The sequence below is a fragment of the Erwinia sp. AK-PDG3-5 genome (assembly GCF_056821705.1).
Map to the genome: position 1 here is coordinate 4689920 of NZ_CM165967.1, position 26284 is coordinate 4716203.

The 26284-nt window shown below is 55.4% G+C and carries 23 protein-coding genes; 12 read left to right on the plus strand and 11 right to left on the minus strand.

Annotation, left to right across the window (positions count from 1 at the left end):
- Positions 1–65: 65 nt before the first annotated feature.
- Positions 66–1250, plus strand: coding sequence for a NupC/NupG family nucleoside CNT transporter (locus tag AC1UKS_RS21920; protein ID WP_482435205.1), 1185 nt, complete (start codon positions 66–68; stop codon positions 1248–1250).
- Between the two features lie 35 nt (positions 1251–1285).
- Here the strand turns inward: AC1UKS_RS21920 and AC1UKS_RS21925 are convergent, their stop codons facing one another.
- Positions 1286–1711 carry a DUF3574 domain-containing protein gene (locus AC1UKS_RS21925; protein ID WP_482435207.1) on the minus strand — a complete coding sequence of 142 codons (426 nt, stop codon included), beginning with the start codon at positions 1709–1711 and terminating at the stop codon, positions 1286–1288.
- A gap of 158 nt (positions 1712–1869) precedes the next feature.
- Between AC1UKS_RS21925 and AC1UKS_RS21930 the strand changes: the two genes are divergently transcribed.
- Positions 1870–2733: a YicC/YloC family endoribonuclease gene (locus AC1UKS_RS21930; RefSeq protein ID WP_482435208.1), complete on the plus strand. Its 864-nt coding sequence runs from the start codon at positions 1870–1872 to the stop codon at positions 2731–2733.
- Between the two features lie 67 nt (positions 2734–2800).
- Here AC1UKS_RS21930 and AC1UKS_RS21935 read toward each other — a convergent pair whose 3' ends face one another.
- On the minus strand, positions 2801–4852 hold the full coding sequence (locus AC1UKS_RS21935; protein WP_482435209.1) for a glycoside hydrolase family 31 protein: 2052 nt from the start codon (positions 4850–4852) through the stop codon (positions 2801–2803).
- A 12-nt stretch (positions 4853–4864) separates the two neighbouring features.
- Complete coding sequence (locus AC1UKS_RS21940; protein WP_106382020.1) at positions 4865–6211, minus strand: glycoside-pentoside-hexuronide (GPH):cation symporter; 1347 nt, start codon at positions 6209–6211, stop codon at positions 4865–4867.
- Between the two features lie 283 nt (positions 6212–6494).
- Here AC1UKS_RS21940 and AC1UKS_RS21945 point away from each other — a divergent pair, with 283 nt between their 5' ends.
- The gene (locus tag AC1UKS_RS21945) at positions 6495–6833 is read left to right on the plus strand and encodes a zinc ribbon domain-containing protein YjdM (protein WP_482435211.1); all 339 of its coding nucleotides are present in this window, start codon (positions 6495–6497) and stop codon (positions 6831–6833) included.
- A gap of 84 nt (positions 6834–6917) precedes the next feature.
- Here the strand turns inward: AC1UKS_RS21945 and AC1UKS_RS21950 are convergent, their stop codons facing one another.
- Positions 6918–7598: a DJ-1/PfpI family protein gene (locus AC1UKS_RS21950; protein ID WP_482435212.1), complete on the minus strand. Its 681-nt coding sequence runs from the start codon at positions 7596–7598 to the stop codon at positions 6918–6920.
- A gap of 135 nt (positions 7599–7733) precedes the next feature.
- Between AC1UKS_RS21950 and AC1UKS_RS21955 the strand changes: the two genes are divergently transcribed.
- Positions 7734–8351: a trimeric intracellular cation channel family protein gene (locus AC1UKS_RS21955; RefSeq protein ID WP_106382018.1), complete on the plus strand. Its 618-nt coding sequence runs from the start codon at positions 7734–7736 to the stop codon at positions 8349–8351.
- On the opposite strand, the gene ligB is transcribed toward AC1UKS_RS21955, so the two are convergent.
- Positions 8326–10017 carry an NAD-dependent DNA ligase LigB gene (ligB, locus tag AC1UKS_RS21960; protein WP_482435214.1) on the minus strand — a complete coding sequence of 564 codons (1692 nt, stop codon included), beginning with the start codon at positions 10015–10017 and terminating at the stop codon, positions 8326–8328. The two genes, AC1UKS_RS21955 and ligB, sit on opposite strands and share 26 nt — an antisense overlap.
- A 250-nt stretch (positions 10018–10267) precedes the next feature.
- On the opposite strand from ligB, the gene gmk reads away from it, so the two are divergent.
- The 5 genes from gmk to recG are packed head-to-tail and all read left to right on the plus strand — an operon-like array spanning position 10268 to position 16145.
- Complete coding sequence (gene gmk, locus AC1UKS_RS21965; RefSeq protein WP_482435216.1) at positions 10268–10891, plus strand: guanylate kinase; 624 nt, start codon at positions 10268–10270, stop codon at positions 10889–10891.
- 53 nt (positions 10892–10944) lie between these two features.
- Positions 10945–11220 (plus strand): DNA-directed RNA polymerase subunit omega, encoded by a 276-nt coding sequence (gene rpoZ / locus AC1UKS_RS21970; RefSeq protein ID WP_004154766.1) that lies wholly within the window; start codon positions 10945–10947, stop codon positions 11218–11220.
- Positions 11221–11241: 21 nt separating this feature from the next.
- Positions 11242–13365 carry a bifunctional GTP diphosphokinase/guanosine-3',5'-bis pyrophosphate 3'-pyrophosphohydrolase gene (gene spoT, locus AC1UKS_RS21975; RefSeq protein WP_151038610.1) on the plus strand — a complete coding sequence of 708 codons (2124 nt, stop codon included), beginning with the start codon at positions 11242–11244 and terminating at the stop codon, positions 13363–13365.
- Between the two features lie 3 nt (positions 13366–13368).
- Positions 13369–14067: a tRNA (guanosine(18)-2'-O)-methyltransferase TrmH gene (gene trmH / locus AC1UKS_RS21980; protein WP_206404613.1), complete on the plus strand. Its 699-nt coding sequence runs from the start codon at positions 13369–13371 to the stop codon at positions 14065–14067.
- A complete protein-coding gene (gene recG, locus AC1UKS_RS21985; protein ID WP_482437072.1) occupies positions 14064–16145 on the plus strand; it encodes an ATP-dependent DNA helicase RecG in 2082 nt (693 codons plus the stop codon). Before trmH ends, recG begins: the two co-directional genes overlap by 4 nt.
- 6 nt (positions 16146–16151) lie before the next feature.
- On the opposite strand, the gene AC1UKS_RS21990 is transcribed toward recG, so the two are convergent.
- Positions 16152–16814, minus strand: a complete 663-nt coding sequence (locus AC1UKS_RS21990) for an SDR family oxidoreductase (protein ID WP_106382014.1) — start codon at positions 16812–16814, stop codon at positions 16152–16154.
- A gap of 160 nt (positions 16815–16974) precedes the next feature.
- Here AC1UKS_RS21990 and AC1UKS_RS21995 point away from each other — a divergent pair, with 160 nt between their 5' ends.
- The 3 genes from AC1UKS_RS21995 to rluF all read left to right on the plus strand — a co-directional run bounded on the left by AC1UKS_RS21995 (position 16975) and on the right by rluF (position 21091).
- The gene (locus AC1UKS_RS21995) at positions 16975–18363 is read left to right on the plus strand and encodes a nucleobase:cation symporter-2 family protein (RefSeq protein WP_265909404.1); all 1389 of its coding nucleotides are present in this window, start codon (positions 16975–16977) and stop codon (positions 18361–18363) included.
- Positions 18364–18491: 128 nt separating this feature from the next.
- Positions 18492–20174 carry an AsmA family protein gene (locus AC1UKS_RS22000; RefSeq protein ID WP_482435218.1) on the plus strand — a complete coding sequence of 561 codons (1683 nt, stop codon included), beginning with the start codon at positions 18492–18494 and terminating at the stop codon, positions 20172–20174.
- A gap of 38 nt (positions 20175–20212) precedes the next feature.
- Complete coding sequence (rluF, locus tag AC1UKS_RS22005; protein ID WP_013200078.1) at positions 20213–21091, plus strand: 23S rRNA pseudouridine(2604) synthase RluF; 879 nt, start codon at positions 20213–20215, stop codon at positions 21089–21091.
- Positions 21092–21107: 16 nt separating this feature from the next.
- Here the strand turns inward: rluF and fabY are convergent, their stop codons facing one another.
- The 5 genes from fabY to typA form a co-directional block, all read right to left on the minus strand.
- Positions 21108–22046 (minus strand): fatty acid biosynthesis protein FabY, encoded by a 939-nt coding sequence (gene fabY, locus AC1UKS_RS22010; RefSeq protein ID WP_106382011.1) that lies wholly within the window; start codon positions 22044–22046, stop codon positions 21108–21110.
- 56 nt (positions 22047–22102) lie between these two features.
- Positions 22103–22540, minus strand: coding sequence for a D-aminoacyl-tRNA deacylase (dtd, locus tag AC1UKS_RS22015; protein WP_265909406.1), 438 nt, complete (start codon positions 22538–22540; stop codon positions 22103–22105).
- On the minus strand, positions 22537–23409 hold the full coding sequence (locus AC1UKS_RS22020; RefSeq protein ID WP_482435219.1) for a virulence factor BrkB family protein: 873 nt from the start codon (positions 23407–23409) through the stop codon (positions 22537–22539). Before AC1UKS_RS22020 ends, dtd begins: the two co-directional genes overlap by 4 nt.
- The gene (yihX, locus tag AC1UKS_RS22025; RefSeq protein ID WP_482435220.1) at positions 23410–24006 is read right to left on the minus strand and encodes a glucose-1-phosphatase; all 597 of its coding nucleotides are present in this window, start codon (positions 24004–24006) and stop codon (positions 23410–23412) included.
- A gap of 134 nt (positions 24007–24140) precedes the next feature.
- Positions 24141–25964, minus strand: a complete 1824-nt coding sequence (gene typA / locus AC1UKS_RS22030; protein WP_013200073.1) for a ribosome-dependent GTPase TypA — start codon at positions 25962–25964, stop codon at positions 24141–24143.
- Between the last annotated feature and the right edge of the window lie 320 nt (positions 25965–26284).

The window sequence follows — 26284 nt, forward strand, 5'->3', positions numbered from 1 at the left end:
TGAAAAGCGCGGCAAGTTGTGGCTAAATGCTGCCTTCTCTCATTAGTCTGCCGGACATCATTGAAATGCCTGACGTACTTCATTTTCTTCTGGCCCTTGTGGTCATCTTTTGCCTGGCGTTGCTGTTCAGTAACGACCGTAAAAAAATCCGCCCGCGGGTGATCCTTCAGCTGGTCGTGATTGAAGCCGCGCTGGCCTGGTTCTTTCTGCACGCGTCCAGCGGTCTGACGCTGGTCACCGCGGTGTCCGGATTCTTCGAAACCCTGCTGAAATTTGCCGGGCAAGGATCGGAGTTCGTCTTTGGCGGCATGGCGAGTCAGGGTCTGGCCTTCATCTTCCTCGGCGTGCTCTGCCCGATCATCTTTATCTCGGCACTGATCGGGATTTTGCAGCACCTGCGTATTTTGCCGCTGCTGATCCGTCTGGTCGGCACGATTCTGTCGAAAGTGAACGGGATGGGCAAACTGGAGTCGTTTAACGCGGTCAGTACCCTGATCCTCGGCCAGTCTGAGAACTTTATCGCCTATAAAGGCATTTTGGCTGATATCTCCCCTCGCCGCCTGTATTCAATGGCGGCGGCGGCAATGTCGACGGTTTCACTGTCGATTGTGGGCGCCTATATGTCGATGATTGAACCGCGCTACGTGGTGGCGGCTTTGCTGCTTAACATGTTCAGCACCTTTATTATCCTGTCGATCATTAATCCGACGGTGCCAGGCGACGAACCAGAAATCAGGCTGGAAAAGCTGCACGAAGATCAAAGCTTCTTTGAGATGCTGGGGGAATACATTCTTGCCGGCTTTAAGGTGGCGATGATTATTATGGCGATGCTGATTGGCTTTATTGCACTGATTGCGGCGGTCAACGCCATTTTCTCCAGCCTGTTTGGCATCAGCTTCCAGGAAATTCTGGGCTACATCTTCTGGCCGTTTGCCTGGCTGATTGGCATTCCGGCAGCGGATGCGCTGCGTGCAGCCAGTATCATGGCGACCAAACTGGTGGCGAATGAGTTTGTGGCAATGATTGAGCTAAAGAAAATCGCGGCGGAACTTTCGCCTCGCGGGCTGGGCATCCTCTCCGTCTTCCTGGTTTCGTTCGCCAACTTTGCTTCCATTGGCATTGTCGCGGGCGCGATCAAAGGTCTGAACGAACAGCAGGGCAACGTGGTTTCCCGCTTTGGTCTGAAGCTGGTCTACGGGTCGACGCTGGTCAGCCTGCTGTCAGCCGCCTTTGCAGGTTTGGTGCTGTAATATGACAACCAGCCCGGCGTGATGCCGGGCTGAACTTAAAAACCGACACAGACCGGGCTATCCACCCGCATCACCGACTCCTGCTGGAAGCGCTGCTTGTAACGTGTGCGCAGCGCTTCAATATTCTGCTGCTCCTGCGTGCCTGATGCATGGATTAGCATCAACGCCTTACTGCCCTCTCGTGCCACTTTGCCGTCTTCTCCCAGCCACTGACCTTTAGCATCAAATACCGTCAGGCCATCTTTGAAGCGTGGCGTAACCTCGCTGTCGACAAACGATTGCCATTCAGCGTGAGTGATATCCGCACCATGAGGCCGGCTCAGACCAAAATAAAGCGTGGTTTGCTGCATGGCATCGCCCACCTGGCAGCTGGCGGGGGTCACGGGATTTTGCGGGCTGGAAGCCATGCAGCCGCTGAGGGTAAAGGCGACAGCCACAGCAATAACGGAAGAGGTTTTCATGAAGTTCCTGATGCAGATTAAGGGTAACTGCATCATAAGCTGGCCCGGCTAAAAAACCAGTGACGATCGCTGATTTCATTGAGTTTAGCCGAATGCCTGTTAAGGCCTGGCTTGCGCCGCTATAATCCGTTTATCTTTCTCAGAAAACGGGTACGCAAATGATCCGCAGTATGACCGCCTACGCGCGGCGTGAAACCAAAGGCGAATGGGGCAGCGCAGCCTGGGAACTTCGTTCCGTTAACCAGCGCTATTTAGAAACCTACATCCGCCTGCCGGAGCAGTTCCGTGGCCTGGAGCCGGTGATCCGTGAGCGCATCCGTAACCGCCTGACGCGCGGTAAAATCGAATGCAACCTGCGTTTTGACGCCGATCCGAGTGCGCAGAGCGCGTTGGTGCTGAATGAAAAGCTGGCTGTTCAGCTGGTTCAGGCCGCTAACTGGGTCAAAATGCAGAGCGATGAAGGAGAAATCAACCCGGTTGATATTCTGCGCTGGCCTGGCGTGATGTCTGCCGAAGAGCAGGATTTGGATGCTATTTCCGCCGAACTGTTAACGTCGCTGGATACCGCACTGGAAGACTTTATCACTTCCCGTGAGACAGAAGGCACGGCGCTGAAGGCGATGATTGAACAACGTCTTGAGGGCGTGACGACGGAAATCGGCAAGGTGCGGACGCAGATGCCAGACGTGCTCAAATGGCAGCGCGAGCGGCTGGTCAGCAAGCTGGAAGATGCGCAGGTACAGGTGGACAGCAACCGCGTTGAGCAGGAACTGATCATGCTGGCCCAGCGTGTTGACGTGGCAGAAGAGCTGGATCGTCTGGAAGCGCACGTTAAAGAGACCTACAACATCCTGAAGAAGAAGGAAGCCGTTGGCCGCCGTCTCGACTTTATGATGCAGGAGTTCAACCGCGAGTCGAACACCCTGGCCTCAAAATCGATCAATGCCGAGATCACCACCTCCGCCATCGAGCTGAAAGTGCTGATTGAGCAGATGCGCGAGCAGATCCAAAACATCGAATAACCGCTTTTATGCGTATAAAGCCCACTGCTCAGTGGGCTTTTACCTGACTTCACGATAATTCCAACACTTAACGCGTTACAGACTCACCCAGCTCTTGCTGAACCTGCGAGTCATCACGTACCAGCACCGGAATTGCGTCGAGCGGCGCGGCAACGCCTATCCATTGACCGCCTTCATGCTGCTCCCCGTTTAACTCACGCCAGGTCGTCCCTGCAGGCAGCCACACACGGCGCTCGCGCTGCCCCTGGTGAAGAATGGGTGCCACCAGAATATCGGGCCCAAACATGTACTGATCCTCCACCTGCCAACTTTCGCTCTGTTCAGGGAACGCGTAGAACATGGCACGCATCACCGGATCGCCCTGTTCATGGGCCACATCCATCAGGCGGTTGATGTAAGGACGCAATTTTTCACGCACCATCAGCCAGTGGCGCATAATCTGATAGTTATCCTCACCGTAGCTCCAGACTTCATTCGGCGACCCGCTATTACATTGGGCAATGCCGTCTCGCCAGGCCTCAGGCGGCTGTATCTGCGGTTCACGGTAGCCATGCAAACGGAAAACCGGGCAGAAAACGCCCCACTGGAACCACCGGATCAACAATTCCTGGAAGGCGGGATCGTTGACGTTGCCCCCCTGAAATCCGCCGATATCGGTGGTCCACCAGGGAATACCTGCCATCCCCATGTTCAGGCCGGCGGCAATCTGGTTGCGGAGTGAATGGAAAGAGGAATGGATATCGCCAGACCATGCCAGTACGCCATAGCGCTGGCTACCCGCCCAGGCACAACGAACCAGATTGACGATGTCGGTTTCTCCCTGCTCTTTCAGCCCATCATAGAAACCGGCGGCAAACTTCTGCGGATAGATATTACCGACCTCAAGCACCGGGCCAAGGTGATAACGATAATTATCAAAATCATAGGCGCGGTATTCCGGCTCGGCCTCATCCAGCCAGAACAGCTTGATACCCAGGTCATAGTAATTCTGTTTTACCTTCTCCCAGACAAACCGCCGTGCCTCAGGATGTGTTGCATCGAAGAAGGTGGTGTTGCCCATAAAATCCAGATTGACCGACACACCGCGATCGGTATTCACCAGATAGCCTTTGGACTTCATCTCTTTATAATTTTCGGTGCGGCTGTCGACGGTTGGCCACACTGATACCATCGTTTCGATGCCCAGCGATTTCAACTCGGCGACCATCGCTTTCGGATCGGGCCAGTCTTTGGGATCGAAGCACCAGGTGCCCTGATTCGGCCAGTGGAAGAAGTCGATAACGATTACGGACAGTGGCAGGTTACGACGATGATACTCACGCGCCACCTCCAGAACTTCCTGTTGGGTTCGATAACGTAATTTGCATTGCCAAAAACCGGTGGCGAATTCCGGCATTTTTGGCGCAGTGCCTGTTACGGCACCGTATTGACGGACGATTTCCGCAGGCGTCTCTCCGGCAGTGATCCAGTAATCCATCTGCTCAGTCACTTTAGCCTGCCACTCGGTCCCATTTTTCGCGAAGGTCGCCTCACCAATAGCCGGATTATTCCACAGCAGCCCATAACCCAGGCTGGAGAGCATAAAAGGCACGCTGGCCTGAGAATTACGCTGCGCCAACTCTAACGTGCAGCCTTTCAGGTCTAACCAGGGTTGCTGATACTGACCCATGCCATAGATTTTTTCCTCCGGCCTGGCTTCAAAGCGGACGGTCAGCTGATATTTTCCACCGGGGATAGGACGGAACTCACGGGCATCCAGCTTCAGCGCGCTGATGTACTTATCCTGATTCTTTTCGCTGGCGCCAATGCCCACCGTGGTGCGCTGGCGCCAGAACTCTTCCAGCAGTAATTCACCGTGCTGGTTATAAAAAGCCAGCTGGCCTTTGATGTTCAGCACCGCTTTTAACTTGCCGTGGGTGATGCTCAGGGTTTCCGGCCCTTCCGTGATCGATACGGGCGTCTCTTGCGGGTTCGGCAACAGTGCCCAGCATTCATCTTTGATCGGCGGTAAGCAGGTGGCGCGAACGCGCAGGCTGTTCTTCCCCCAGGGTTCAACAACCAGCGTTTGTCGATCGAAATGCCACAAAATACGGCGCTGCTCTGCGATTAACTCGCTCATAGAAACTCCTGATTAGTAACGATCGCTTTGCAGCGATCTTTTCGAGGTATTAACGTCAGCCATCGTGGCATCGCTCAGCGTGTACCAACGCAGCGTCAGCGCGCTGAGAATTGAAAGCACGCCGGGAACCAGGCTGAACAACGCGATAATGGCGGACATGGCGACCGGGTTTTGCATCTCAGCATGGGGGATGTAGCCGCTCAGGCCCAGCGTCCAGCCGACGATTGCTCCGCTCACCGCCATGCCCATTTTCAAAATGGAAAGCAGCGTGGAGAAGATGGTGCCATCCATACGTTTTCCCTGGGTGTATTCACCGTAATCGACCACATCAGACATCATCACCCACATCAGGGTGGTGGTGATTTGGTAGAAGGTGGAAACCAGTACCACCATCACCACCAGCAGACTGATGGAGGCGGGCAGGAAGAAGATCGCGATACTGAGTAAGCCTGCGGCCCAGGCAGCCAGCCTGAATACCTGCACCTTACTGCGGCCGGTGGTCAGGGGTTTACACAGCGCACTGCCCGCGCTTTTGCCGACGATGTGCGCCCCCAGCAACCACATAAAATAGCTGGGATTGCCAAGGTGATAAGTCACGTAATACATCATGGCGCCGAGCCTGATAACGCCAAAAGCAATGTTGAAAAAGACCAGACCCGCCACAACGCGCCACTGGTCGTTACGCAGTAAGTCGCGCAGGTCGCTGATAAAGTTTTCATGGCTGGCCGGTGCCTGGATACGCTCCCTGGTATTTCTGAAACAGATCAGGAACATAAAGACCGTTGCGCCAGCCATGATGGCCATCGCCCCCCGATAACCAGCCAGTTTATCTTCGCCGCCAATATACTGGGCGAGCGGCATCATCAGGAAAGTGGACATCGCGCCGCCGAGGGTGGCGAGGAAAAAACGGTAGGATTGCAGCGAAATGCGCTCTTCATTATCCGAGGTGATGATCGCGCCCATCGAGCAATAAGGAATATTGATGGCGGTGTACATCAGCATCATCGCTGCGTAAGTCACGCTGGCAAAAATCATTTTTCCGCTCAGCGAAAGGGATTCCGGCACGGCGTAGATCAACAGACAACTGGCACCAAATGGCACAGCCAGCCAAAGCAACCAGGGGCGGAATTTACCCCAGCGCGTTTTGGTGCGGTCCGCAATGAGGCCCATCAGGGGATCGATGATGGCATCAGCCGCGCGCGCAAGCAGGAACATCGTTCCGACGAAGACGGCGGGCAATCCCACCACATCGGTGTAATAAAAGGTCAGGAAAATGATTACATTTTCGAGACCAATATGGCTGGCCATATCGCCGAGGCCGTAGCTGATTTTTTCTTTGACCGATAACGTCTCTTTCATAGATGGCACGCCTGTTGTTAAGGGTTGCAGATCGTGGCCTGGAAGCCTTAAGGGGAACTGACGTTTAGTTATAGAGTTGAGGCTGGGAAGGCTCAATTGCGGGATCACGTTCCATTTTTATGATTTCTTATTTCTGTGATACCGGTAACTCCTTTATGTCATAGCGGTACGGCAGTTTGCGCAATAACACTCTCCGGAGCTGGGTCGGCGTTTTTTGTGGGCTTACGCCAGCCGCCAGGCTAAAATGCCCCCTTATTTTCTATGGATTATTTTGAGGCTTATTATGCAAACCCTTCCTCCCTGCCCGAAGTGTCACTCTGAATATAGCTGGCAGGATGGCGCGCTCTTCAATTGCCCTGAGTGCGGTCACGTCTGGTCCGAAGGAGCTGAAGCCGCGTCTGATGACGCGCTGATTGTGAAAGATGCTAACGGCAACCTGTTGGCCGATGGCGACAGCGTCACGGTGATCAAAGATTTAAAAGTGAAAGGCAGCTCAACCCCGCTAAAAATCGGCACCCGGGTTAAAAGCATTCGTCTGGTGGAAGGCGACCACAATATTGACTGCAAAATTGATGGTTTTGGCCCGATGAAGTTGAAATCAGAGTTTGTGAAGAAGAACTAATCCTGAAAGATGGCGAAATCATAGAGTGAAAGTTGCCTGCCCGGAGCCGATGCGTCGGTCCGGACAGGAACGTCGGGGCGATCGTCAGTTGAGCTCGCGGGCCGCTTTCTCGAGGATCGGCATTTTTTCCTCTACCACTTTTTGCATCCGCGCCATCACTCTCTCCCTGACAGCGGGAGGCGCCGTTTCAGGTCGTCCGGCATTGAAAGGCGGCTGCGGTGCGTACTCAAGGCCAAGCTGAATTGACTGCGCAATCTCTTCTCCGGCAATTTCGGCAATCACCACCAGCGCAAAATCAATTCCTGCGGTCACGCCACCGCCGGTAATGATGTGCCCATCCTTCACCACGCGCTCGTTATCCGGGATCGCGCCAAACAGCGCCAGCGAATCACGCCATGCCCAGTGACAGGCCGCTCTTTTCCCCTTCAGCAAGCCAGCGGCTGCGAGGATCATTGAACCCGTACAGACTGACGTCACGTAGCTGGCATTCAACCCTAAGCGTCGAATGGCAGCGAGAAAATCGGCATTCTCAATCGCGTTAGTGCAGGTGCCGCCCGGTACACAGAGCAGATCGCATTCGGTAATCTCATCCAGAGCAGCAAGACTGGAAAAGCTGAAGCTTTCCACATCGACAGGTTCAGCGCCAAGTGATGCCACCACAACTTTTGCATCCGGCAGGCGGGAAAAAAACTGATAAGGACCGGTGAAATCTAACTGCGTAATGCCCTGATACAATGGCATAACGATGGTAAATGGCTTATTCATTGCACTCTCCCATTTTATATCCTGATGACAGTTCGGATTAGCTAATCTAATTTAGCTGAATTCGCCTTAAAAAAATTCAATCGTCAATCCGCTGCAGATCCTGCAGGCTTGCCGCCGATCACTCTGGAGCTGGCTATGTTACTTACTGTTCTCTACATCATCGGTATCACCGCTGAAGCCATGACCGGCGCGCTGGCCGCCGGGCGACGAAAAATGGATATGTTTGGCGTTATCATTATCGCCTCGGTCACCGCCATTGGCGGCGGTTCGGTGCGGGATATGCTGCTTGGCCATTACCCACTTGGCTGGGTGCAGCATCCGGTCTATATCATCATTGTGGCCGCAGCGGCCGTCGTCACCACGCAGTTAGCCCATCTGATGCCGCACCTGCGCAAAGTGTTCCTGGTGCTGGATGCGCTTGGTCTGGTGGTGTTTTCTATCATCGGGACCAAAGTCGCGCTGGATATGGGCCACGCGCCGATCATTGCAGCAATCTGCGCGGTGATTACCGGTGTGTTTGGCGGCGTGCTGCGCGATATGTTCTGCAACCGCATCCCGCTGGTGTTCCAGAAAGAACTGTATGCCGGCATCGCTTTCGCCTCTGGCTGGATCTATATCCTGCTGCTGAAGACCCCGCTTTCCCACGAGGTGGTGATCACCGTGACTCTGCTCTTCGGCTTTATTGCCCGTCTGCTGGCACTGCGATTTAAGCTTGGCCTGCCCATTTTCAATTACCCTCATGCTGAACACTGATCGATTGCTGAAGATGTGTTGAGAGAAAGGCGATCAGCGCCTGCACATCGGGGTGCTGAAGGAAGGTCACGATCTGACCCGCACGCCGTTCGCCGATGTCAGGCAGGCGCTGCCAGTCGGCAACTTTCCGCGAGAGCAGGCTCTGCCAGTTATCATCATCCAGCGCATCTAACGCCTTGTTGGGAACCGGCACGCCTAACGCCCTCACCCAGCGTTTAAAAGGTTGCTGACGCGTCTGGTTGAACTGGTGATAGAGCTGATTCGCCCTTGCTGGGGTAATACCGGCGATCTGGCTTAACTGTTCTGCCGTTAACGTCAGCCAGGAGAAAAGGTGGGTGAGCTTGCCGGACTGCATAATCCGCTGCCAGGTGCTTTCGCTGGCACCGGATAGAGTTAAGGCGGCCCTGCCACTCAGCCAGACAAGCCGGGCCAGAAGCTGCTGACGACAAACAGGCGTCAGGCTAAAACAGCTCAGGGGATGGAATAAGGTCGCATCAGGCATCTCAGGAAGCGTGCGATCGGCCACCCGCCAGACCACCTCATCCAGCCGTGGAATGCCTTGCCCCGCCAGGCTGACCGCAACCTGATCGCCGGCGACAATCTCCGCCTCCCGCCAGCGGTTGAACGAACCGACATTTACCCGACTGACCTGCTTATCATCCAGCTTTACCGGGACAAGATTCAGCACCGTACTTATTTTCCCGGTGCGCCCAATCGGAAAATCCACCGAACGGACTTCCGTGGTCACCGTGGCGGGAGGATATTTCCAGGCCACCGACCAGGCGTTCTCGCCTGGCTGCCAGTAAGCGCCTTTAACAGGTTGGCTATGGACCACCACGCCGTCGGTGACAAAGGGTAACGGTTGTGCAAACCAACGTTCTCGCCAGCCAGCGACTTCTTCCGCAGAGCGAACCGGTTTACTCCACTCGCCCATCATTGGAAAGCCCGCTTCGCTGAGCCTTTCGATCCTTTCCCGCAAGGTTGCCGGTCCGTCGGGCCACGCCCAGATAAAGATGCCCAGCCTGTTCAGCGTATCTGAGGGGGCATTGCGCCGCATCGCCCCCGCCACCGTGGCACGGGCATTCAGGCCGCCCAGTAACGTCTGTTGATGATCGGTCATCTTCAGGTAAAGCTCGCCCTGCAAAACAAGGCTGTCAGACCTCAGCGCGATCTGTTGGGGAATATCGGGGATAAAGCGGGCTTTTTCCGTCCAGTCTTCTCCCTGCAATCCATTTCCGCGACTGATCACCTGAGCCAGTTTTCCCTTTCTGTATTGCAGGGTGACGGCCACACCGTCTACCTTGGGTTGCACCCAGAGCGCGTCTTTTCCCGCCATCCACCGTGAAAGCGCCTGCTGGTCAGCCACCTTTTTCACCCCGACGTGAGCCACCGGATGCAGGACTTTGCCGTTACGGGCCAACGCCGGCTGGCGGAGATCGCTGACGGGAGTAAAGCAGTGCTGCCATGCCTGATACTTGAGTGCCAGCGCATCGTAACGATCGTCCGGCACTTTCTGTTCGCCCGCCCGGTAATAGGCGTCATCCCACGCACTGAGCTGATTTTCCAGCGCCCTCATTTCCTGCTCTGCTCTGGTCGGCGTCCAGGCAGGACAAGCGGCCTGCGCGATGCCCGCGCACAAGGCCAGTACCAGCCATAGTTTGTTCATCCCTGTCTCCTTTTAGGGTGCTGTGGGGATTAAATGTAAAAATGGACCGGTTGGCGAGGGGCAAAGAAACGACCTGGAATGCCGCTCGAAAATTGAATTGCCTAGCATGAAAAGCTGCATCCATACCGCGACCTGCTTTCCATATTCTGAGAAAATGCACCGCCAGGGCGCTGAAACGCTGCATGAAGGGCATCAGCCGTGTATACTGTGCAGGAAGTAGACTCCGCTTTATTGGCATATCAAGATAATCATGGCTCAAGGCACACTTTTTATTGTTTCTGCTCCCAGTGGGGCGGGAAAATCCAGCTTGATTCACGCGTTGCTGAAAACGCAGCCGCTGTACGATACTCAAGTTTCCATTTCCCACACTACGCGGGGAGTGCGTCCCGGTGAGAATCACGGCGAACACTACTTTTTCGTCAGTCATGACGAATTCCGCGGCATGATTAAGGAAGAAGCCTTCCTTGAGCACGCGGAAGTGTTTGGCCACTATTACGGCACCTCGCGTAAAGCGATCGAGCAGGTATTAGCGACCGGCGTGGATGTGTTCCTGGATATCGACTGGCAAGGCGCGCAGCAGATCCGCCAGAAAATGCCCCAGGCACGCAGCATTTTTGTTTTGCCGCCATCGAAAGATGAACTGGATCGTCGCCTGCGCGGCCGCGGACAGGACAGCGAAGAGGTTATCACCAAGCGCATGGCTCAGGCCGTGGCAGAGATGAGCCACTTTGCGGAGTATGATTACCTTATTGTGAACGATGATTTCGACCTGGCACTGTCCGATCTGAAAACCATCATTCGCGCTGAGCGTCTGCGTATGGGCCGTCAAAAATCCCGTCATGACGCATTAATCAGCAAACTATTGGCAGACTGAGGACAACTCAGTATGATGCCCAGTCATTTCGTCACCCGTGGAGTATCACACTTATGGCACGCGTAACCGTTCAGGACGCAGTAGAGAAAATTGGTAACCGTTTTGACCTGGTTCTGGTCGCGGCTCGTCGCGCACGTCAGATGCAGGTTGGCGGTAAAGATCCGTTGGTTCCGGAAGAAAACGACAAGTCTACCGTGATCGCGCTACGCGAAATCGAAGAAGGTCTGATCACCAACCAGATTCTGGATGTGCGTGATCGCCAGGAACAGCATGAGCAGGAAGCCGCTGAATTGCAGGCCGTAACCGCTATCGCTGAAGGTCGTCGTTAATCACCAGCCTGCAGGTCGCCCTTGTATCTGTTCGAAAGTCTCAATCAACTGATTGAAAAATACTTGCCTGAGGATCAGATTAAACGCCTCAAGCAAGCTTACCTTGTCGCACGTGATGCTCACGAGGGACAGACGCGCTCCAGTGGTGAGCCTTATATCACCCATCCGGTAGCCGTGGCCTGCATTCTTGCTGAAATGAAGCTCGACCATGAAACGCTCATGGCCGCGCTTTTGCACGACGTTATCGAAGACACGCCCGCAACGTATCAGGATATGGAACAGCTGTTTGGTCAGACTGTTGCTGAACTGGTCGAGGGGGTTTCTAAACTCGATAAGCTGAAATTCCGCGATAAAAAAGAAGCGCAGGCGGAAAACTTCCGCAAAATGATCATGGCGATGGTGCAGGATATCCGCGTCATTTTGATCAAACTCGCTGACCGCACCCACAATATGCGTACCCTCGGGGCCCTGCGCCCGGATAAAAAACGACGCATTGCGTTAGAGACGCTGGAAATTTACAGCCCTCTGGCTCACCGTCTGGGTATTCATCACCTGAAAACTGAGCTCGAAGAGCTGGGTTTCGAAGCACTTTACCCAAACCGATACCGCGTCATTAAAGAAGTGGTTAAAGCGGCCCGCGGCAACCGTAAAGAGATGATCCAGAAAATCCTCTCTGAAATTGACGGTCGTCTGCAGGAAGCCGGGATCCCCTGTCGCGTCAGTGGTCGGGAAAAACACCTCTATTCGATTTACTGCAAAATGCACCTGAAAGAGCAGCGCTTCCATTCCATTATGGATATCTATGCTTTCCGGGTGATTGTCAGTGATTTCGATACCTGTTACCGCGTTCTGGGGCAGATGCACAGCCTCTACAAACCGCGTCCGGGTCGGGTGAAAGACTACATCGCGATCCCCAAGGCCAACGGCTATCAGTCGCTGCATACCTCGATGATTGGTCCGCACGGCGTGCCGGTCGAAGTCCAGATCCGTACCGAAGATATGGATCAGATGGCAGAAATGGGTGTCGCCGCGCACTGGGCTTATAAAGAGCAAGGTGAAAGCAGCACCACCGCACAAATCCGCGCCCAGCGCTGGCTGCAAAGCCTGCTGGAGCTGCAGCAGAGTGCCGGTAGCTCGTTTGAATTTATCGAAAGCGTGAAATCCGATCTGTTCCCGGATGAGATTTACGTTTTTACCCCGGAAGGCCGCATTGTCGAACTTCCAGCGGGCGCAACGCCGGTCGACTTTGCTTACGCCGTGCATACCGATATCGGTCATGCCTGCGTGGGCGCACGTGTCGATCGTCAGCCCTATCCGCTTTCCCAGCCGCTGACCAGCGGGCAAACCGTCGAAATCATCACCGCACCTGGCGCGCGTCCAAACGCCGCCTGGCTGAACTTTGTGGTGAGTTCGAAAGCCCGGGCGAAAATCCGTCAGCTGCTGAAAAACCTCAAGCGCGAAGACTCCGTCAGCCTTGGCCGTCGTCTGTTGAACCATGCGTTAGGTGGCAGCCGTAAACTGGCCGAAATCCCGCCTGAAAATGTTCAGCATGAGCTGGAAAGAATGAAGTTGCCGACCATGGATGACCTGCTGGCTGAAATTGGCCTCGGCAATGCGATGAGCGTGGTGGTGGCGAAGAATCTGCAGCAGGGCGAACACGCTGCGCCTGCACCACAGCAACCCACGACGTCTTCTTCGCGTAATAAGCTGCCGATCAAAGGCGCAGATGGCGTACTGATCACCTTCGCCAAGTGCTGCCGCCCGATTCCAGGCGATCCGATTGTGGCGCACGTCAGCCCTGGCAAAGGCCTGGTGGTGCACCATGAGTCGTGCCGTAACATTCGCGGCTGGCAGAAAGAGCCAGAGAAGTACATGGCCGTGGAATGGGATAAAGTCACCGAGCATGAGTTCGTGGCGGAGATCAAAGTGGACATGTTCAACCATCAGGGCGCGCTGGCGAATCTGACCGCGGCAATCAATACGGCTGAGTCCAATATCCAGAGCCTGAATACGGAAGAAAAAGATGGCCGGGTTTACAGCGCCTTTATCCGTCTTACGGCACGCGATCGCGTCCACCTGGCGAATATTATGCGTAAAATCCGCGTAATGCCGGACGTGATTAAAGTTCATCGCAACCGAAACTAACGCATGAATGCTCAACGCTATGCCCGCATCCTTGAGATGCTGGCCGCCCGCCAGCACGACCTGACCGTGTGTATGGAGCAGGTTCATAAGCCCCATAACGTTGCCGCGGTGATCCGTACCGCGGATGCGGTTGGCGTGCACGAAGTCCATGCGGTCTGGCCCGGTAGCCGGATGCGCACCATGGTCTCGTCCGCAGCGGGCAGCAACAGTTGGGTCCAGGTGAAAACGCACAGCAATATTGCTGATGCCGTCGGCCACCTCAAAGGCCAGGGGATGCAAATTCTTGCTACCCATCTTTCTGATAAAGCCGTCGATTTCCGTGAGATTGATTACACCCGCCCTACCTGCATTCTGATGGGACAGGAAAAAACCGGCATCACCCAGCAAGCCCTCGACCTTGCTGACCAGGACATCATTATCCCGATGATTGGGATGGTGCAGTCGCTGAACGTCTCTGTGGCCTCGGCCTTAATTCTCTATGAAGCCCAGCGCCAGCGGCAAAACGCCGGCATGTATCAGCGACAGGAAAGCACGCTGGAATACAGCGAGCAGCAGCGTTTACTGTTCGAAGGCGGTTACCCGGTGCTGGCGCGCGTCGCGAAGCACAAAGGTCTGCCTTACCCGGAAATTAGCGACGTCGGTGAAGTGATCGCCGATGCCGAATGGTGGGACAGCATGCAAGCTTCGGTACGCAGAAAATGACCGGCCGCCTGCTCGATGCCGTCCCGCTGAATTCGTTGTCTGGCGTTGGCGCAAGTCAGGCAGGCAAACTGGCGAAGCTGGGGCTGGTAACGGTGCAGGATTTATTGCTGCATCTGCCGCTGCGTTATGAAGACCGCACCCAGCTTTACGCGATTAACGATCTCCTTCCCAATATTTATGCCACGGTAGAAGGCGAGGTGCTGCAAAGCGACATCTCCTTCGGCCGTAAGCGCATGCTGACCTGTCAGATCAGTGACGGCAGTGGCATCCTCACCCTGCGCTTCTTCAACTTCAACGCCGGCATGAAAAACAGCCTTTCCCCAGGCAGACGCGTCACCGCGTATGGCGAAGTGAAACGTGGCCAGCGCGGCGCGGAGATTATCCATCCGGAATATCGCGTACAGGGTGATACCGGCTCGGTTGAGTTGCAGGAGACGCTGACACCGGTTTACTCCACCACTGAAGGCATCCGCCAGGCGACGCTGCGCAATCTGACGGACCAGGCATTGGCTCTGCTGGATACCTGTGCCATTGCCGAACTGCTGCCGCCCGAGTTAAGCCAGGGCATGATCAGCCTGAAAGACGCGCTGCGCACCCTGCACCGTCCGCCGCCGGATATGGCGCTCGCCGATTTGGAGAGCGGAAAGCATCCCGCTCAGCGGCGGCTGATTATGGAAGAACTGCTGGCGCATAATCTCAGCATGCTTGCGGTCCGCGCCGGTGCCCAGCGCTACCATGCCTTATCAATGCCTGCACGCCATGACCTGAGTAACCAATTACTGGCCGCGCTGCCCTTCAGCCCGACGGGTGCCCAGGCACGCGTGGTGCGTGAAATTGAGCAGGATCTGGTTCACGACTATCCGATGATGCGTCTGGTTCAGGGCGATGTGGGATCGGGCAAAACGCTGGTCGCAGCACTCACCGCGCTAAACGTGATCGCTTACGGTAAGCAGGTTGCCCTGATGGCGCCGACCGAACTGCTGGCTGAACAGCATGCCAACAACTTCCGTCAGTGGTTTGAACCGCTGGGGATTGAAGTGGGCTGGCTGGCAGGAAAACAAAAAGGCAAAGCCCGGCTGGCGCAGCAGGAAGCCATTGCCAGCGGTCAGGTATCGATGATCGTCGGCACCCATGCCATTTTCCAGGAGCAGGTGCAGTTTAATGGGCTGGCACTGGTGATTATTGATGAGCAGCATCGCTTTGGCGTCCATCAGCGCCTGGCCTTGTGGGAAAAGGGTGAAGAGCAGGGTTTCCATCCGCATCAGCTGATCATGACCGCCACGCCCATTCCGCGAACGCTGGCCATGACTGCCTATGCTGACCTCGATACCTCGACGATTGATGAACTGCCGCCGGGCAGAACGCCGGTCACCACGGTTGCCATCCCCGATACACGCAGGCCGGACATTATCGCCAGGGTGAAAAGCGCCTGCAGCGATGAAGGGCGTCAGGCGTACTGGGTATGTACCCTGATTGAAGAGTCTGAACAGCTGGAGGCACAGGCCGCAGAAGCCACCTGGGAAGAACTGAAGCTGGCGCTGCCAGAATTGAACGTTGGACTGGTCCATGGGCGCATGAAGCCGTCGGAAAAGCAGGCTGTGATGCAGGCCTTTAAGCTGGGTGAGATCCACCTGCTGATCGCCACCACGGTGATTGAAGTGGGTGTGGATGTGCCGAATGCCAGCCTGATGATCATTGAGAATCCCGAGCGGCTGGGTCTGGCCCAGCTCCACCAGCTGCGCGGCCGCGTGGGCCGTGGATCGGTCGCATCGCACTGCGTATTGCTGTATAAAGCGCCGCTGAGCAAAACGGCGCAAAAGCGCCTGCAGGTATTACGCGACAGCAATGACGGCTTTGTGATTGCCCAGTGCGATTTGGAAATTCGTGGGCCAGGCGAAATGCTCGGCACCCGGCAGACAGGTAACGCCGAATTTAAAGTGGCTGACCTGCTGCGGGATGCCGCAATGATCCCCGAAGTTCAGCGGGTCGCCCGCCACATCCACCAGCATTATCCGACTCAGGCGCAGTCGCTGATTGAGCGTTGGCTGCCGGAAACGCAGCGCTATACCAACGCCTGAATCCCGCTATCGGCCGCTGTAAGCCGCCATTTCTGCCACGGCATCATTCACCGCCTGCTCGCCGGCCGTCAGCTCGATGATCACCCGGTTGACCTCAGGATGATCGATCAGGCTGTGCAGCACGGCGGCAACGTCCGCTCTTGGCACCGTGCCATAAGGGATCGCCAGACCCAGCCGCACTTTTCCACTGCCAGAGCCGTTCACCAGCGTACCCGGACGCAGAATAACCCAGTCCAGCGCGGTGGCGGCCAGCATCACATCGGCCTGCTTCTTCACCTGCATATAGTGTTCAAAGGTCGGCGAGAGGGTTTTCGCCCGACCGGCCTCCGGGAACGCGGAGACCAGCAGAAAGCGTTTGATCCCTGCCAGCCTGGCCGCTTCGGCGGCAAACTTGCACCCGCGCCCATCAATCCCGTCCGTCTGTTCGATACCGGCACCGGCAGCGCCGGCAGAGAACACCACCGCATCACAGCCTTTCATCACCTCGGCCAGCTTTTCCCCGCTGGTGTTCATCAAATCCACATTGACCGGCTTAACCCCATCGGCGACCAGGTCATCCACCTGGCTTTCGCTGCGGTAAACGCCGGTCACCTGATGCCCGGCTTTGACCAGACTCTTTCTTAAACGGCTTCCGACGCCACCCGTGGCACCAATAATAAATACCTGCATGTGTTCCTCTCTCAGTGGACGTAGTTACCCTTAGTCTAGCGAACAGCGCGCCGTTTCGCTGGGTGAAGGCTGAACAACCGAACTATAACGCCCGGCAAACGTTTGCTTTTGCCCACCAGACGATTAAAATCGCCACTTTCTTCGTCAGAGAAGCCCGAGAATGTCCGCCAATATCCCCGATGCATCAGCCAGCCGTAACCCAATACCTGCGGTGAACAGTGAATTAATCTACCGTCTGGAAGATCGCCCTCCTCTGCCGCAAACCCTGTTTGCAGCCTGTCAGCATCTGCTGGCGATGTTTGTGGCGGTGATCACCCCCGCATTGTTGATTTGCCAGGCGTTGGGCCTGCCGGCGCAGGATACGCAGCACATTATCAGCATGTCGCTGTTTGCGTCGGGCGTGGCTTCCGTACTGCAAATTAAAACCTGGGGCCCGGTTGGTTCGGGTTTGCTGTCGATTCAGGGAACCAGCTTTAACTTCGTCACCCCATTGATCATGGGCGGAATGACGCTGAAGAATGGCGGTGCCGATGTGCCCACCATGATGGCCGCGCTGTTCGGCACGCTGATGCTGGCCTCGTGCACGGAAATGATCCTTTCCCGTTTCCTGCACCTTGCCCGCCGGGTGATTACTCCACTGGTATCCGGCATTGTGGTAATGATTATCGGCCTGTCACTGATCCAGGTGGGCCTGACGTCGATTGGCGGTGGCTTTGCGGCGATGAACGATCACACCTTTGGTGCGCCTAAGAATCTGATGCTGGCAGGTGCGGTGCTGCTGGTGATTATTCTGCTTAACCGTCAGCGGAATCCTTATCTGCGCGTGGCGTCTCTGGTGATTGCGATGGCCGTCGGCTATCTGCTGGCCTGGGCGCTCGGTATGCTGCCGGAAAACAGCGCTCCGGTCAGTCAGCCACTGATCGCGGTTCCAACGCCGTTCTATTACGGCCTGGGCATTGACTGGAACCTGCTGATCCCGCTGATGCTGGTATTTATGGTGACCTCGCTGGAAACCATCGGTGATATCACGGCAACGTCAGATGTCTCTGAGCAGCCGGTGAGCGGACCGCTGTATATGAAGCGCCTGAAAGGCGGCGTGCTGGCAAACGGGCTGAACTCTTTCGTCTCGGCGCTGTTTAATACCTTCCCTAATTCCTGCTTTGGCCAGAACAACGGCGTGATACAGCTGACCGGCGTGGCCAGCCGCTACGTTGGCTTTGTCGTGGCGTTAATGTTGATTGTGCTGGGCCTGTTCCCGGCGGTGAGTGGCTTTGTGCAGCACATTCCGGAACCGGTGCTGGGCGGCGCGACGCTGGTGATGTTCGGTACGATTGCGGCTTCCGGGGTGCGCATTGTCTCCCGCGAGCCGCTAAACCGCCGGGCGATCATGATTATGGCGTTGTCACTGGCGGTTGGCCTCGGCGTTTCTCAGCAGCCGCTGATCCTGCAATTTGCTCCTGACTGGCTGAAAACGTTACTTTCTTCCGGAATTGCCGCTGGCGGCATCACTGCCATCATTCTGAATCTGCTCTTTCCGCAGGAAAAATAATCCCGTCTTGTGTCATCCTGTGGTGATTCGCAGAGGGTCCTGGTGCCCTCTGCCTCTTCTGAGAGTTGAGCTTCGATGATAAATCAGGCATAACAACCTTTTACCCGATGTTCACAGGGACAGATGCCATGAAAGTAATCGGAAAAATTCTGCTGACGATTCTGCTGATCCTGCTGCTGGCAGTGGTTGCGCTGTATGTTGTGGTGCAGACTCAGTGGGGTGCCCGCTGGATTAGCCGTACCATTAGCTCGCATAGCGACTATCAGCTGACGATGAGCAAGCTGGAGCATAACTTTTCCGATCCTGACCATCTGATCCTGAACGATGTCTCCTTTGGCCACAAAACCCAGCCGGCGATGGTGACCGCTAAACGCGTCGATCTTGGCCTGAGCGTTATCCAGTTTACCCAGCCGCTGCATTTCGCCAGCATCTGGCTGGAAAAAGGCTCGCTGACGCTTTCCGGCAACGGAAAATCGCTGCCGTTGCAGGCTGACAGGCTGCAACTGAACCAGATGGCGGTGAATAGCCCGGACAGCAGCCTCCCCGTCACGGCAACCCGAGTCGATGGCGGCGTTCTCCCCTGGAAACCGCAGGCCGGCGATTTCATCGGCAACGATGCCAGCTTCCAGATAAGTGCCGGTTCAGTGGAGATTAACGGCATTCCCGCCAGCAATGTGCTGATTCAGGGCAGCATCAAGAATAAGCAGCTGATCGTCAGCAATATTGGCGCGGATGCTGCGCTGGGCTCGATCACCGCCAGCGCGCAACGTGATGCTCAGGGAAACTGGGACGTGGCGAATTTGCGTCTCAACAGCATCCGCCTGCAGTCGGATAACACCCTCAGCGGCTTCCTCGATCCGCTGTTAGCCCTGCCGTCAGTGCATTTTGACCGCATTGATATGACCGATGCCCGCCTGCAGGGAGCGGACTGGGCAGTGACCGACCTGGATATGGCGCTGAAGAATATCACCCTGAAAAACGGTGACTGGGAAAGCGATGACGGTTCGCTATCGATGAACGCCAGTACCTTTGTGAATGGCAGCCTGGAGCTCAACGATCCGATAGTGAACCTGGCCTTCTCGCCACAGGGCGTCGCCCTGACGCAGTTCAGTTCGCGTTGGGTCAACGGTCTGGTCCGCACCGAAGGCAACTGGAACCGCAGTGACAAGAAACTCACGCTGAATGAGCTGGCGATCGCCGGTCTGGAATACACGCTGCCGCAGAACTGGCGCGAACACTGGATGGCGCGTCTGCCGGACTGGCTGGATAGCGTTGAAGTGACCAAATTTGCCGCCAACCGCAATCTGATTATTGATATCAATCCGGCCTTCCCGTTCCAGACCACCTCGCTGGATGGCAATGGCAGCAACCTGTTGATGGCGAAGGATCATCAGTGGGGGATCTGGTCAGGCAGCCTGAGCCTGAACGCGGCTGAAGCCACCTTTAACCGGGTGGATCTGCGCCATCCGTCAATCGCACTGACCGCGGACGACAGCAAAATCAACGTTACCGAGATGAGCGCGTTCACCAAAAACGGCATGGTCGAGAGCCTGGCGACCCTTTCCCAGCTGCCGCAACGTGCCCTTTCGCTGACCCTGAACGGTCGTCAGGTGCCGGTTAATCTGTTGCACGACTGGGGCTGGCCAACGGTTCCGCTGGAAGGCGATGGCGATCTGCAGTTGAAAGCGCAGGCCAGTCTTGCGGCTGATGTGCCGTTGAAACCGACGGTAAACGGCAGCCTCTCCGCCACCGCAGGTGACAAAAGCGTGCAGCAGACCCTGCACGCAGGTCAGGTCACTGGCGCGCAGTAACGCAGGTAAGGTATAGTCCGTTTTTTTACGGAGGAACCATGCTGACCAACTCATCCATTCGTCTTAACAAATACATCGGCGAGAGCGGTATCTGTTCTCGTCGTGATGCCGATCGCTATATCGAACAGGGAAATGTTTTTATCAACGGCAAGCGTGCCGCCGTGGGCGATCAGGTCTATGCAGGGGATGTAGTAAAGGTTAACGGTCAGCTGATTGAGCCTCGTAACGAAGACGACCTGGTGCTTATCGCGCTGAACAAGCCCGTCGGCATAATCAGTACCACCGAAGAAGGTGAGCGCGACAATATCGTTAACTTCGTTAACCACAGCAAACGCGTCTTCCCGATTGGCCGTCTGGATAAAGAGTCCCAGGGACTGATCTTCCTGACCAACCACGGCGATCTGGTGAACAAAATCCTGCGTGCTGGCAACGATCACGAGAAAGAGTACGTGGTGACGGTCAACAAACTGGTCACTGACGAGTTTATTGCCGGGCTGGGTGCCGGTGTGCCGATGCTGGGCACGGTAACCAAAAAGTGCAAGGTGAAAAAAGAGGCGCCGTTCGTGTTCCGCATCACGCTGGTGCAGGGACTTAACCGCCAAATCCGCCGCATGTGTAAGCACTTTGGTTATGAAGTAACCAAGCTTGAACGCACGCGCATTATGAACGTCAGCCTGAAGGGCCTGCCAATCGGCGAATGGCGTGAATTCACGGATGATGAGCTGATTGAGTTATTTAAGCTTATCGAGCATTCCTCGTCGGAAGAAAACCCGGAGAAGAAAGCCAAGCCGAAAGCTAAACCTGCTGCGGTGAAAAAGCCGACCATCGCCGGACCGAAAACGGCAGAAAAGCCGACCGCCAACGGCGCTGCCCGTAAGCGTTTCGTTCAGCCTGGACGCAAAAAGAAAGGGCGCTAACTCAGCGCCCCTTCCGTTACCCGCCGGAACCGCCCTGCTCAAGCGGGCCGTCAGCATCGGCGGGTAGCACGATATAAACCCCTTCAAACACCGCCCCGCACTCTTCATTACCAAACAGCTCCACTTCCAGCTGCACGCGCGCTTTACGTCCGCGCGCCAGCCGATCCAGATCGCCACTCAACGAGCCTAAATCGGCAACGGCACCCGGTTTCCCGGTAATCGGATGACTGTAACGGATGTGCGCATCGGCAAGAATTATTGTGCCGCCAAGCCGGCGTTCGCGCAGCAGCAGCCAGATTAATCCCCAGCCGGTCAGCGTCGCCAGCGAGAACAGGCTGCCCGCAAACAGCGTATGGTGCGGGTTCTGGTTGCCGGTTTCCGGCATGGTGGTAATAAATTTCTGCCCGGTGAACTGCAAGATGCGCACGCCCATCTTTTCACTCAGCGGAATGTGATCGTACCAGGCCTGCTGCAGCTGCCCACACCAGTCGGCACGGTGCAAAATATCGTCGAGCGACATCACCGGTTTAATCATCAGGAAATGGCGCACCGGCGTGGTTTGCGGCGCGGTAATTTCGCCCTGATTGATGTAGCCCAGCTTGGCAAAGAATTCGACGGCATCTTCACGGGCGCTACAGACCACCCGCTTGGCCCCTTCCTGGCGCGCCACAGACTCCAGCGTCATCGCCACCAGCGTACCCAGCCCTTTCCCCTGCACGGAAGGATGCACCGCCAGGAAGCGGATAGCGGCCTCATTTTCCGCATTGATATACAGACGGCCAACCGCGACCGGATCGCCGCGCTCGTCCACCACCATCTGATGATGCGCTAACGCATCCCAGGCATCCCGCTCTGAACCCATCGGCTGATGGAGCGGCTTACGTAACATTTCCCAGCGGAACTGATAGTAGGTATCCAGCTCTTCTGCTGTTTCAGGAACCCGAAGGTGATACATAAAGTGGTTCTCTCTCTCTGAGCCCGCAACGCCTCCCTGCCGTTCAGCCAGCTGCCTCAAACCTGCAGCCAGAACGTCACCGGTCCGTCATTGACCAGTGCAACGTGCATATTGGCAGCAAAACGCCCCGTTTCCGTTACCATCCCCTTTTCCCGGCAGCAGCCGATAAAGGATTCATACAGCCGCTCCGCGTCAGCGGGATCGGCACCGCCGGAGAAGCTGGGACGCATCCCCTTTTGCGTGTCGGCAGCCAGGGTGAACTGTGAGACCACCAGCAGGCTGCCACCCGCCTGCTGGACATTGAGGTTCATTTTGTCGTTTTCGTCGCCGAAAATCCGATACCCCAACACCCGATCGCATAAACGCTGGGCTTTCTGCTGGTCGTCGCCTTTTTCCACGCCTAACAGGATCAGCAATCCCGGGCCGATTTCACCGATGGTTTCTCCCGCCACCGTCACACTGGCGCTCAGCGCACGTTGAATTAAGGCAATCATAATTCCTCATCTTCTTTTTTTTGTTCTTCTTCTTTCATCAGGCGATAGTCGCCAAGGGTGGCACTGATTTCGGCCCCCAATAATACGATACACCAGGTCCAGTACACCCACAGGAACAGGATGGGGATCACCGCCAGCACACCGTAAATTAACTGGTACGAAGGGAACATCGTAACATACAGCGCAAAGCCTTTTTTCCCCAGTTCAAACAGCAGCCCGGCCACCAGCGCACCAATCAGCGCATCCTTTCCCGCCACCTGGCGGGTCGGCACGATGCTGTACAGCAGCCAGAATGACAGCCAGGAGAGCAGTAACGGGAAAATCCTGAGCCCATAGTCAATCAGCCAGCTGACGCCCGTCACGGACGCCCAGCGCAGCGACAGCAGATACGAGCTGATGGCCAGACTGGCACCCGCTAACAGTGGCCCCAGCGTCAGGATCATCCAGTACACCGCAAACGAGTAAACAATCGGACGTTTGCGCTTGCTGCGCCAGATGGTATTAAGAGCCGTGTCGATGGAATACATCAACAGCAATGCCGTCACCACCAGCCCGCAGGCGCCCACCGCGGTCATTTTGTTGACGTTGGCGACAAACTGCTCCAGATAGCTCTGGATCACCGTACCGGAAGACGGCACAAAGTTATTAAAAATAAATGCCTTCAGCTGAATACTGACATTGGCAAAGGACGGAAAGGCGGCAAACAGCGCGAAGACCACCGCCACCAGCGGTACCAGTGATAGCAGCGACACATACGCCAGGTTACCCGCCAGCGTCGTCATCGCATCTTCATCAATGCGTTCCCACAGTAATTTTAGCCAACCCCAAAAAGCCCGCAGCCGGTGGCGGTAATGATTAATACGGCTCATTCAGACGCGATCGCTAAAGAACATCGGCACCACGCTGGCATCCGTGACGTGCACGCTGTGAATACCCAATGCCTGGGCAGCTTCAATGTTGGCAAGATTATCGTCGAAGAAAATCGCCTCCTGTGCGGATGCATCTTCGGCATTCAGCAGTTGCTGATAGATTTCAGGCTCAGGCTTGCGCAGCCCCATTTCCTGGGACAAATAGAGTTTATCTGCCGCGCTCTGCACTTCCGGGTATTGCGTCGGCCAGAAGGTACAATGCAGCTTGTTGGTATTAGAGAGGATAACTACGCGATCGCCCTGCTCACGCAGCTTGTGCATGATGCCAATCACTTCCGGACGTACGCCGACAAAAACCGCCTGCCAGCCCGCCGCAAACTGTTCGAAGCTTAACGCGACATCCAGCTGTTCGCACATTTTCTCTGCGAACTCTTCATCACTGATTTCACCTCGTTCGTGCTGTTCGAAAGACGCATCCATCTGGAAACGGCTTTGTAATGTAGACAGCGGTACGCGCCCCAGATCGCTCCAGACGCCAAGAACCCGGTTGAAATCAATATCAACAATGACGTTACCTAAATCAAAGATATACAGCATGGTCATCTCCTTTTGTGCCGGTGAGATATTCACTCTAGCGGTAAATCGGGAGACTGAACAGGAGAGGGGGAAAATCAGGGAGAAGAATCAAGGCCGGAGAGCTCCGGCCTTGAGAGTGCAGTACTTAAAGAGGATTAAGACTCTTTAGGACCACGGCTTGCGCGTTTACGGTCGTTTTCCGTCAGGTGACGTTTACGAATACGTACGGACGTTGGCGTAACTTCAACCAGTTCGTCATCATCGATGAATTCCAGAGCCTGCTCCAGAGACATCTTGATGGCCGGAACCAGCGTGGTTGCTTCATCAGTACCCGAAGCACGCATGTTGGTCAGTTTCTTACCGGTCAGGCAGTTCACGGTCAGGTCGTTTGAACGTGAGTGAATACCGATAACCTGGCCTTCATACACTTCAGCACCGTGGCCGAGGAACAGCTTACCGCGATCCTGCAGGCTGAACAGGGCGAATGCTACCGCTTTACCCTGGCCGTTAGAGATCAGCACGCCGTTCTGGCGCTGGCCGATTTCACCCTGACGAACATCATCGTAGTGGCTGAAGGTGGAGTACAGCAGACCGGTACCAGAGGTCATGGTCATGAATTCGGTACGGAAACCGATCAGTCCACGCGCCGGGATCAGGTAATCCAGACGAATACGGCCTTTGCCATCAGGGATCATGTCTTTAACATCACCCTTACGCTCGCCCATTGCCTGCATCACAGAACCCTGGTGCTGTTCTTCGATATCCAGCGTCACGTTCTCGAACGGCTCTTGCATGCGGCCATCGATTTTACGGTTGATAACTTTAGGACGTGAAACGGCGATTTCGAAGCCTTCACGACGCATGTTTTCAATCAGAACGGACAGGTGAAGCTCACCACGACCTGACACGCGGAAGGCGTCAGAATCTTCGGTTTCTTCAACACGCAATGCAACGTTGTGCACCAGTTCTTTGTTCAGACGGTCAAGGATCTGACGTGAAGTCACATACTTACCTTCTTTACCACAGAACGGAGAGGTGTTTACGTTGAAGTACATGGTCACGGTTGGTTCATCAACACTCAGTGCTGGCAGCGCTTCAACAGCCTGTGGATCACAGATGGTGTCGGAGATGTTCAGCTCGCCCAGACCGGTGATAGCGATGATATCGCCCGCTTCGGCTTCAACCGCTTCGATACGCTCCAGACCCATGTGGGTCAGGACTTTACCGACTTTACCGTTACGGGTTTTGCCTTCGCTATCTACGATAGTAACCTGCTGGTTTGGCTTAACTTTACCGCGTTTGATGCGGCCGATGCCGATAACACCCACGTAGTTGTTGTAGTCCAGCTGGGAAATCTGCATCTGGAATGGCGCTTCTGCCTCAACCTGCGGAGGAGAAACGTGATCCACGATAGCCTGATACAGCGGAGTCATATCCTCAGCCATATCGTTGTGATCCAGACCAGCGATACCGTTCAGCGCTGATGCATAGATTACCGGGAAGTCGAGCTGCTCGTCAGTCGCATCGAGGTTAACGAACAGGTCAAAGACCTGGTCAACAACCCAATCCGGACGCGCACCAGGACGGTCAACTTTGTTGATAACAACGATCGGCTTCAGACCATTAGCAAACGCTTTTTTGGTCACGAAGCGGGTTTGCGGCATTGGGCCATCCATTGCATCCACAACCAGCAGCACCGAGTCAACCATTGACATCACACGCTCAACCTCACCGCCGAAGTCGGCGTGTCCTGGGGTATCCACGATGTTGATGCGGTAGTCATTCCAATTAATGGCGGTGTTTTTTGCGAGGATGGTAATCCCACGCTCTTTCTCCAAATCGTTGGAGTCCATTACGCGTTCGGTGGCTTCAGTACGGGCGTCAAAGGTCCCGGATTGCTGCAGCAACTTATCGACCAGGGTAGTTTTACCATGGTCAACGTGGGCAATAATGGCGATGTTACGCAAATTTTCGATCACAGCTTTGCCTCAGGCATTAGAAATAGCGCGCTATTGTACACGGATTAATCGAAGGACTGAACAGGATCACAAATTTCAATTAAAGATAACTGTCAGGATTGCTTTTTACACCTTAAACAGTGCAAGAATCGCACTCCATCGAAAAAATGCACCAGAATAGTGCTCACTCAGCACTCAATAGCACCAAAATGGTGCGCGACTTCCATCATGGTGCAGGTCCCGTATCACGAGAGGGCGCATCATAGCGCTTTTTCAGGTAAATAATAAAGTTGGCATAGATTTCGCTTTATACACTCAAGCGAAGAATGCAGTTTTTCACA

Bases quoted from the DNA above. Each gene is read 5' to 3' on its own strand.
- rpoZ (WP_004154766.1), top strand. From the start codon at position 10,945: ATGGCACGCGTAACCGTTCAGGACGCAGTAGAGAAAATTGGTAACCGT.
- AC1UKS_RS21925 (WP_482435207.1), bottom strand. From the start codon at position 1,711: ATGAAAACCTCTTCCGTTATTGCTGTGGCTGTCGCCTTTACCCTCAGC.
- AC1UKS_RS22000 (WP_482435218.1), top strand. From the start codon at position 18,492: ATGAAAGTAATCGGAAAAATTCTGCTGACGATTCTGCTGATCCTGCTG.
- fabY (WP_106382011.1), bottom strand. From the start codon at position 22,046: ATGTATCACCTTCGGGTTCCTGAAACAGCAGAAGAGCTGGATACCTAC.
- AC1UKS_RS21950 (WP_482435212.1), bottom strand. From the start codon at position 7,598: ATGAATAAGCCATTTACCATCGTTATGCCATTGTATCAGGGCATTACG.
- trmH (WP_206404613.1), top strand. From the start codon at position 13,369: ATGAATGCTCAACGCTATGCCCGCATCCTTGAGATGCTGGCCGCCCGC.
- AC1UKS_RS21940 (WP_106382020.1), bottom strand. From the start codon at position 6,211: ATGAAAGAGACGTTATCGGTCAAAGAAAAAATCAGCTACGGCCTCGGC.
- dtd (WP_265909406.1), bottom strand. From the start codon at position 22,540: ATGATTGCCTTAATTCAACGTGCGCTGAGCGCCAGTGTGACGGTGGCG.
- yihX (WP_482435220.1), bottom strand. From the start codon at position 24,006: ATGCTGTATATCTTTGATTTAGGTAACGTCATTGTTGATATTGATTTC.
- AC1UKS_RS21930 (WP_482435208.1), top strand. From the start codon at position 1,870: ATGATCCGCAGTATGACCGCCTACGCGCGGCGTGAAACCAAAGGCGAA.
- AC1UKS_RS21955 (WP_106382018.1), top strand. From the start codon at position 7,734: ATGTTACTTACTGTTCTCTACATCATCGGTATCACCGCTGAAGCCATG.
- recG (WP_482437072.1), top strand. From the start codon at position 14,064: ATGACCGGCCGCCTGCTCGATGCCGTCCCGCTGAATTCGTTGTCTGGC.
- AC1UKS_RS21935 (WP_482435209.1), bottom strand. From the start codon at position 4,852: ATGAGCGAGTTAATCGCAGAGCAGCGCCGTATTTTGTGGCATTTCGAT.
- AC1UKS_RS21990 (WP_106382014.1), bottom strand. From the start codon at position 16,814: ATGCAGGTATTTATTATTGGTGCCACGGGTGGCGTCGGAAGCCGTTTA.
- AC1UKS_RS22020 (WP_482435219.1), bottom strand. From the start codon at position 23,409: ATGAGCCGTATTAATCATTACCGCCACCGGCTGCGGGCTTTTTGGGGT.
- rluF (WP_013200078.1), top strand. From the start codon at position 20,213: ATGCTGACCAACTCATCCATTCGTCTTAACAAATACATCGGCGAGAGC.
- ligB (WP_482435214.1), bottom strand. From the start codon at position 10,017: ATGAACAAACTATGGCTGGTACTGGCCTTGTGCGCGGGCATCGCGCAG.
- AC1UKS_RS21995 (WP_265909404.1), top strand. From the start codon at position 16,975: ATGTCCGCCAATATCCCCGATGCATCAGCCAGCCGTAACCCAATACCT.
- AC1UKS_RS21945 (WP_482435211.1), top strand. From the start codon at position 6,495: ATGCAAACCCTTCCTCCCTGCCCGAAGTGTCACTCTGAATATAGCTGG.
- gmk (WP_482435216.1), top strand. From the start codon at position 10,268: ATGGCTCAAGGCACACTTTTTATTGTTTCTGCTCCCAGTGGGGCGGGA.
- AC1UKS_RS21920 (WP_482435205.1), top strand. From the start codon at position 66: ATGCCTGACGTACTTCATTTTCTTCTGGCCCTTGTGGTCATCTTTTGC.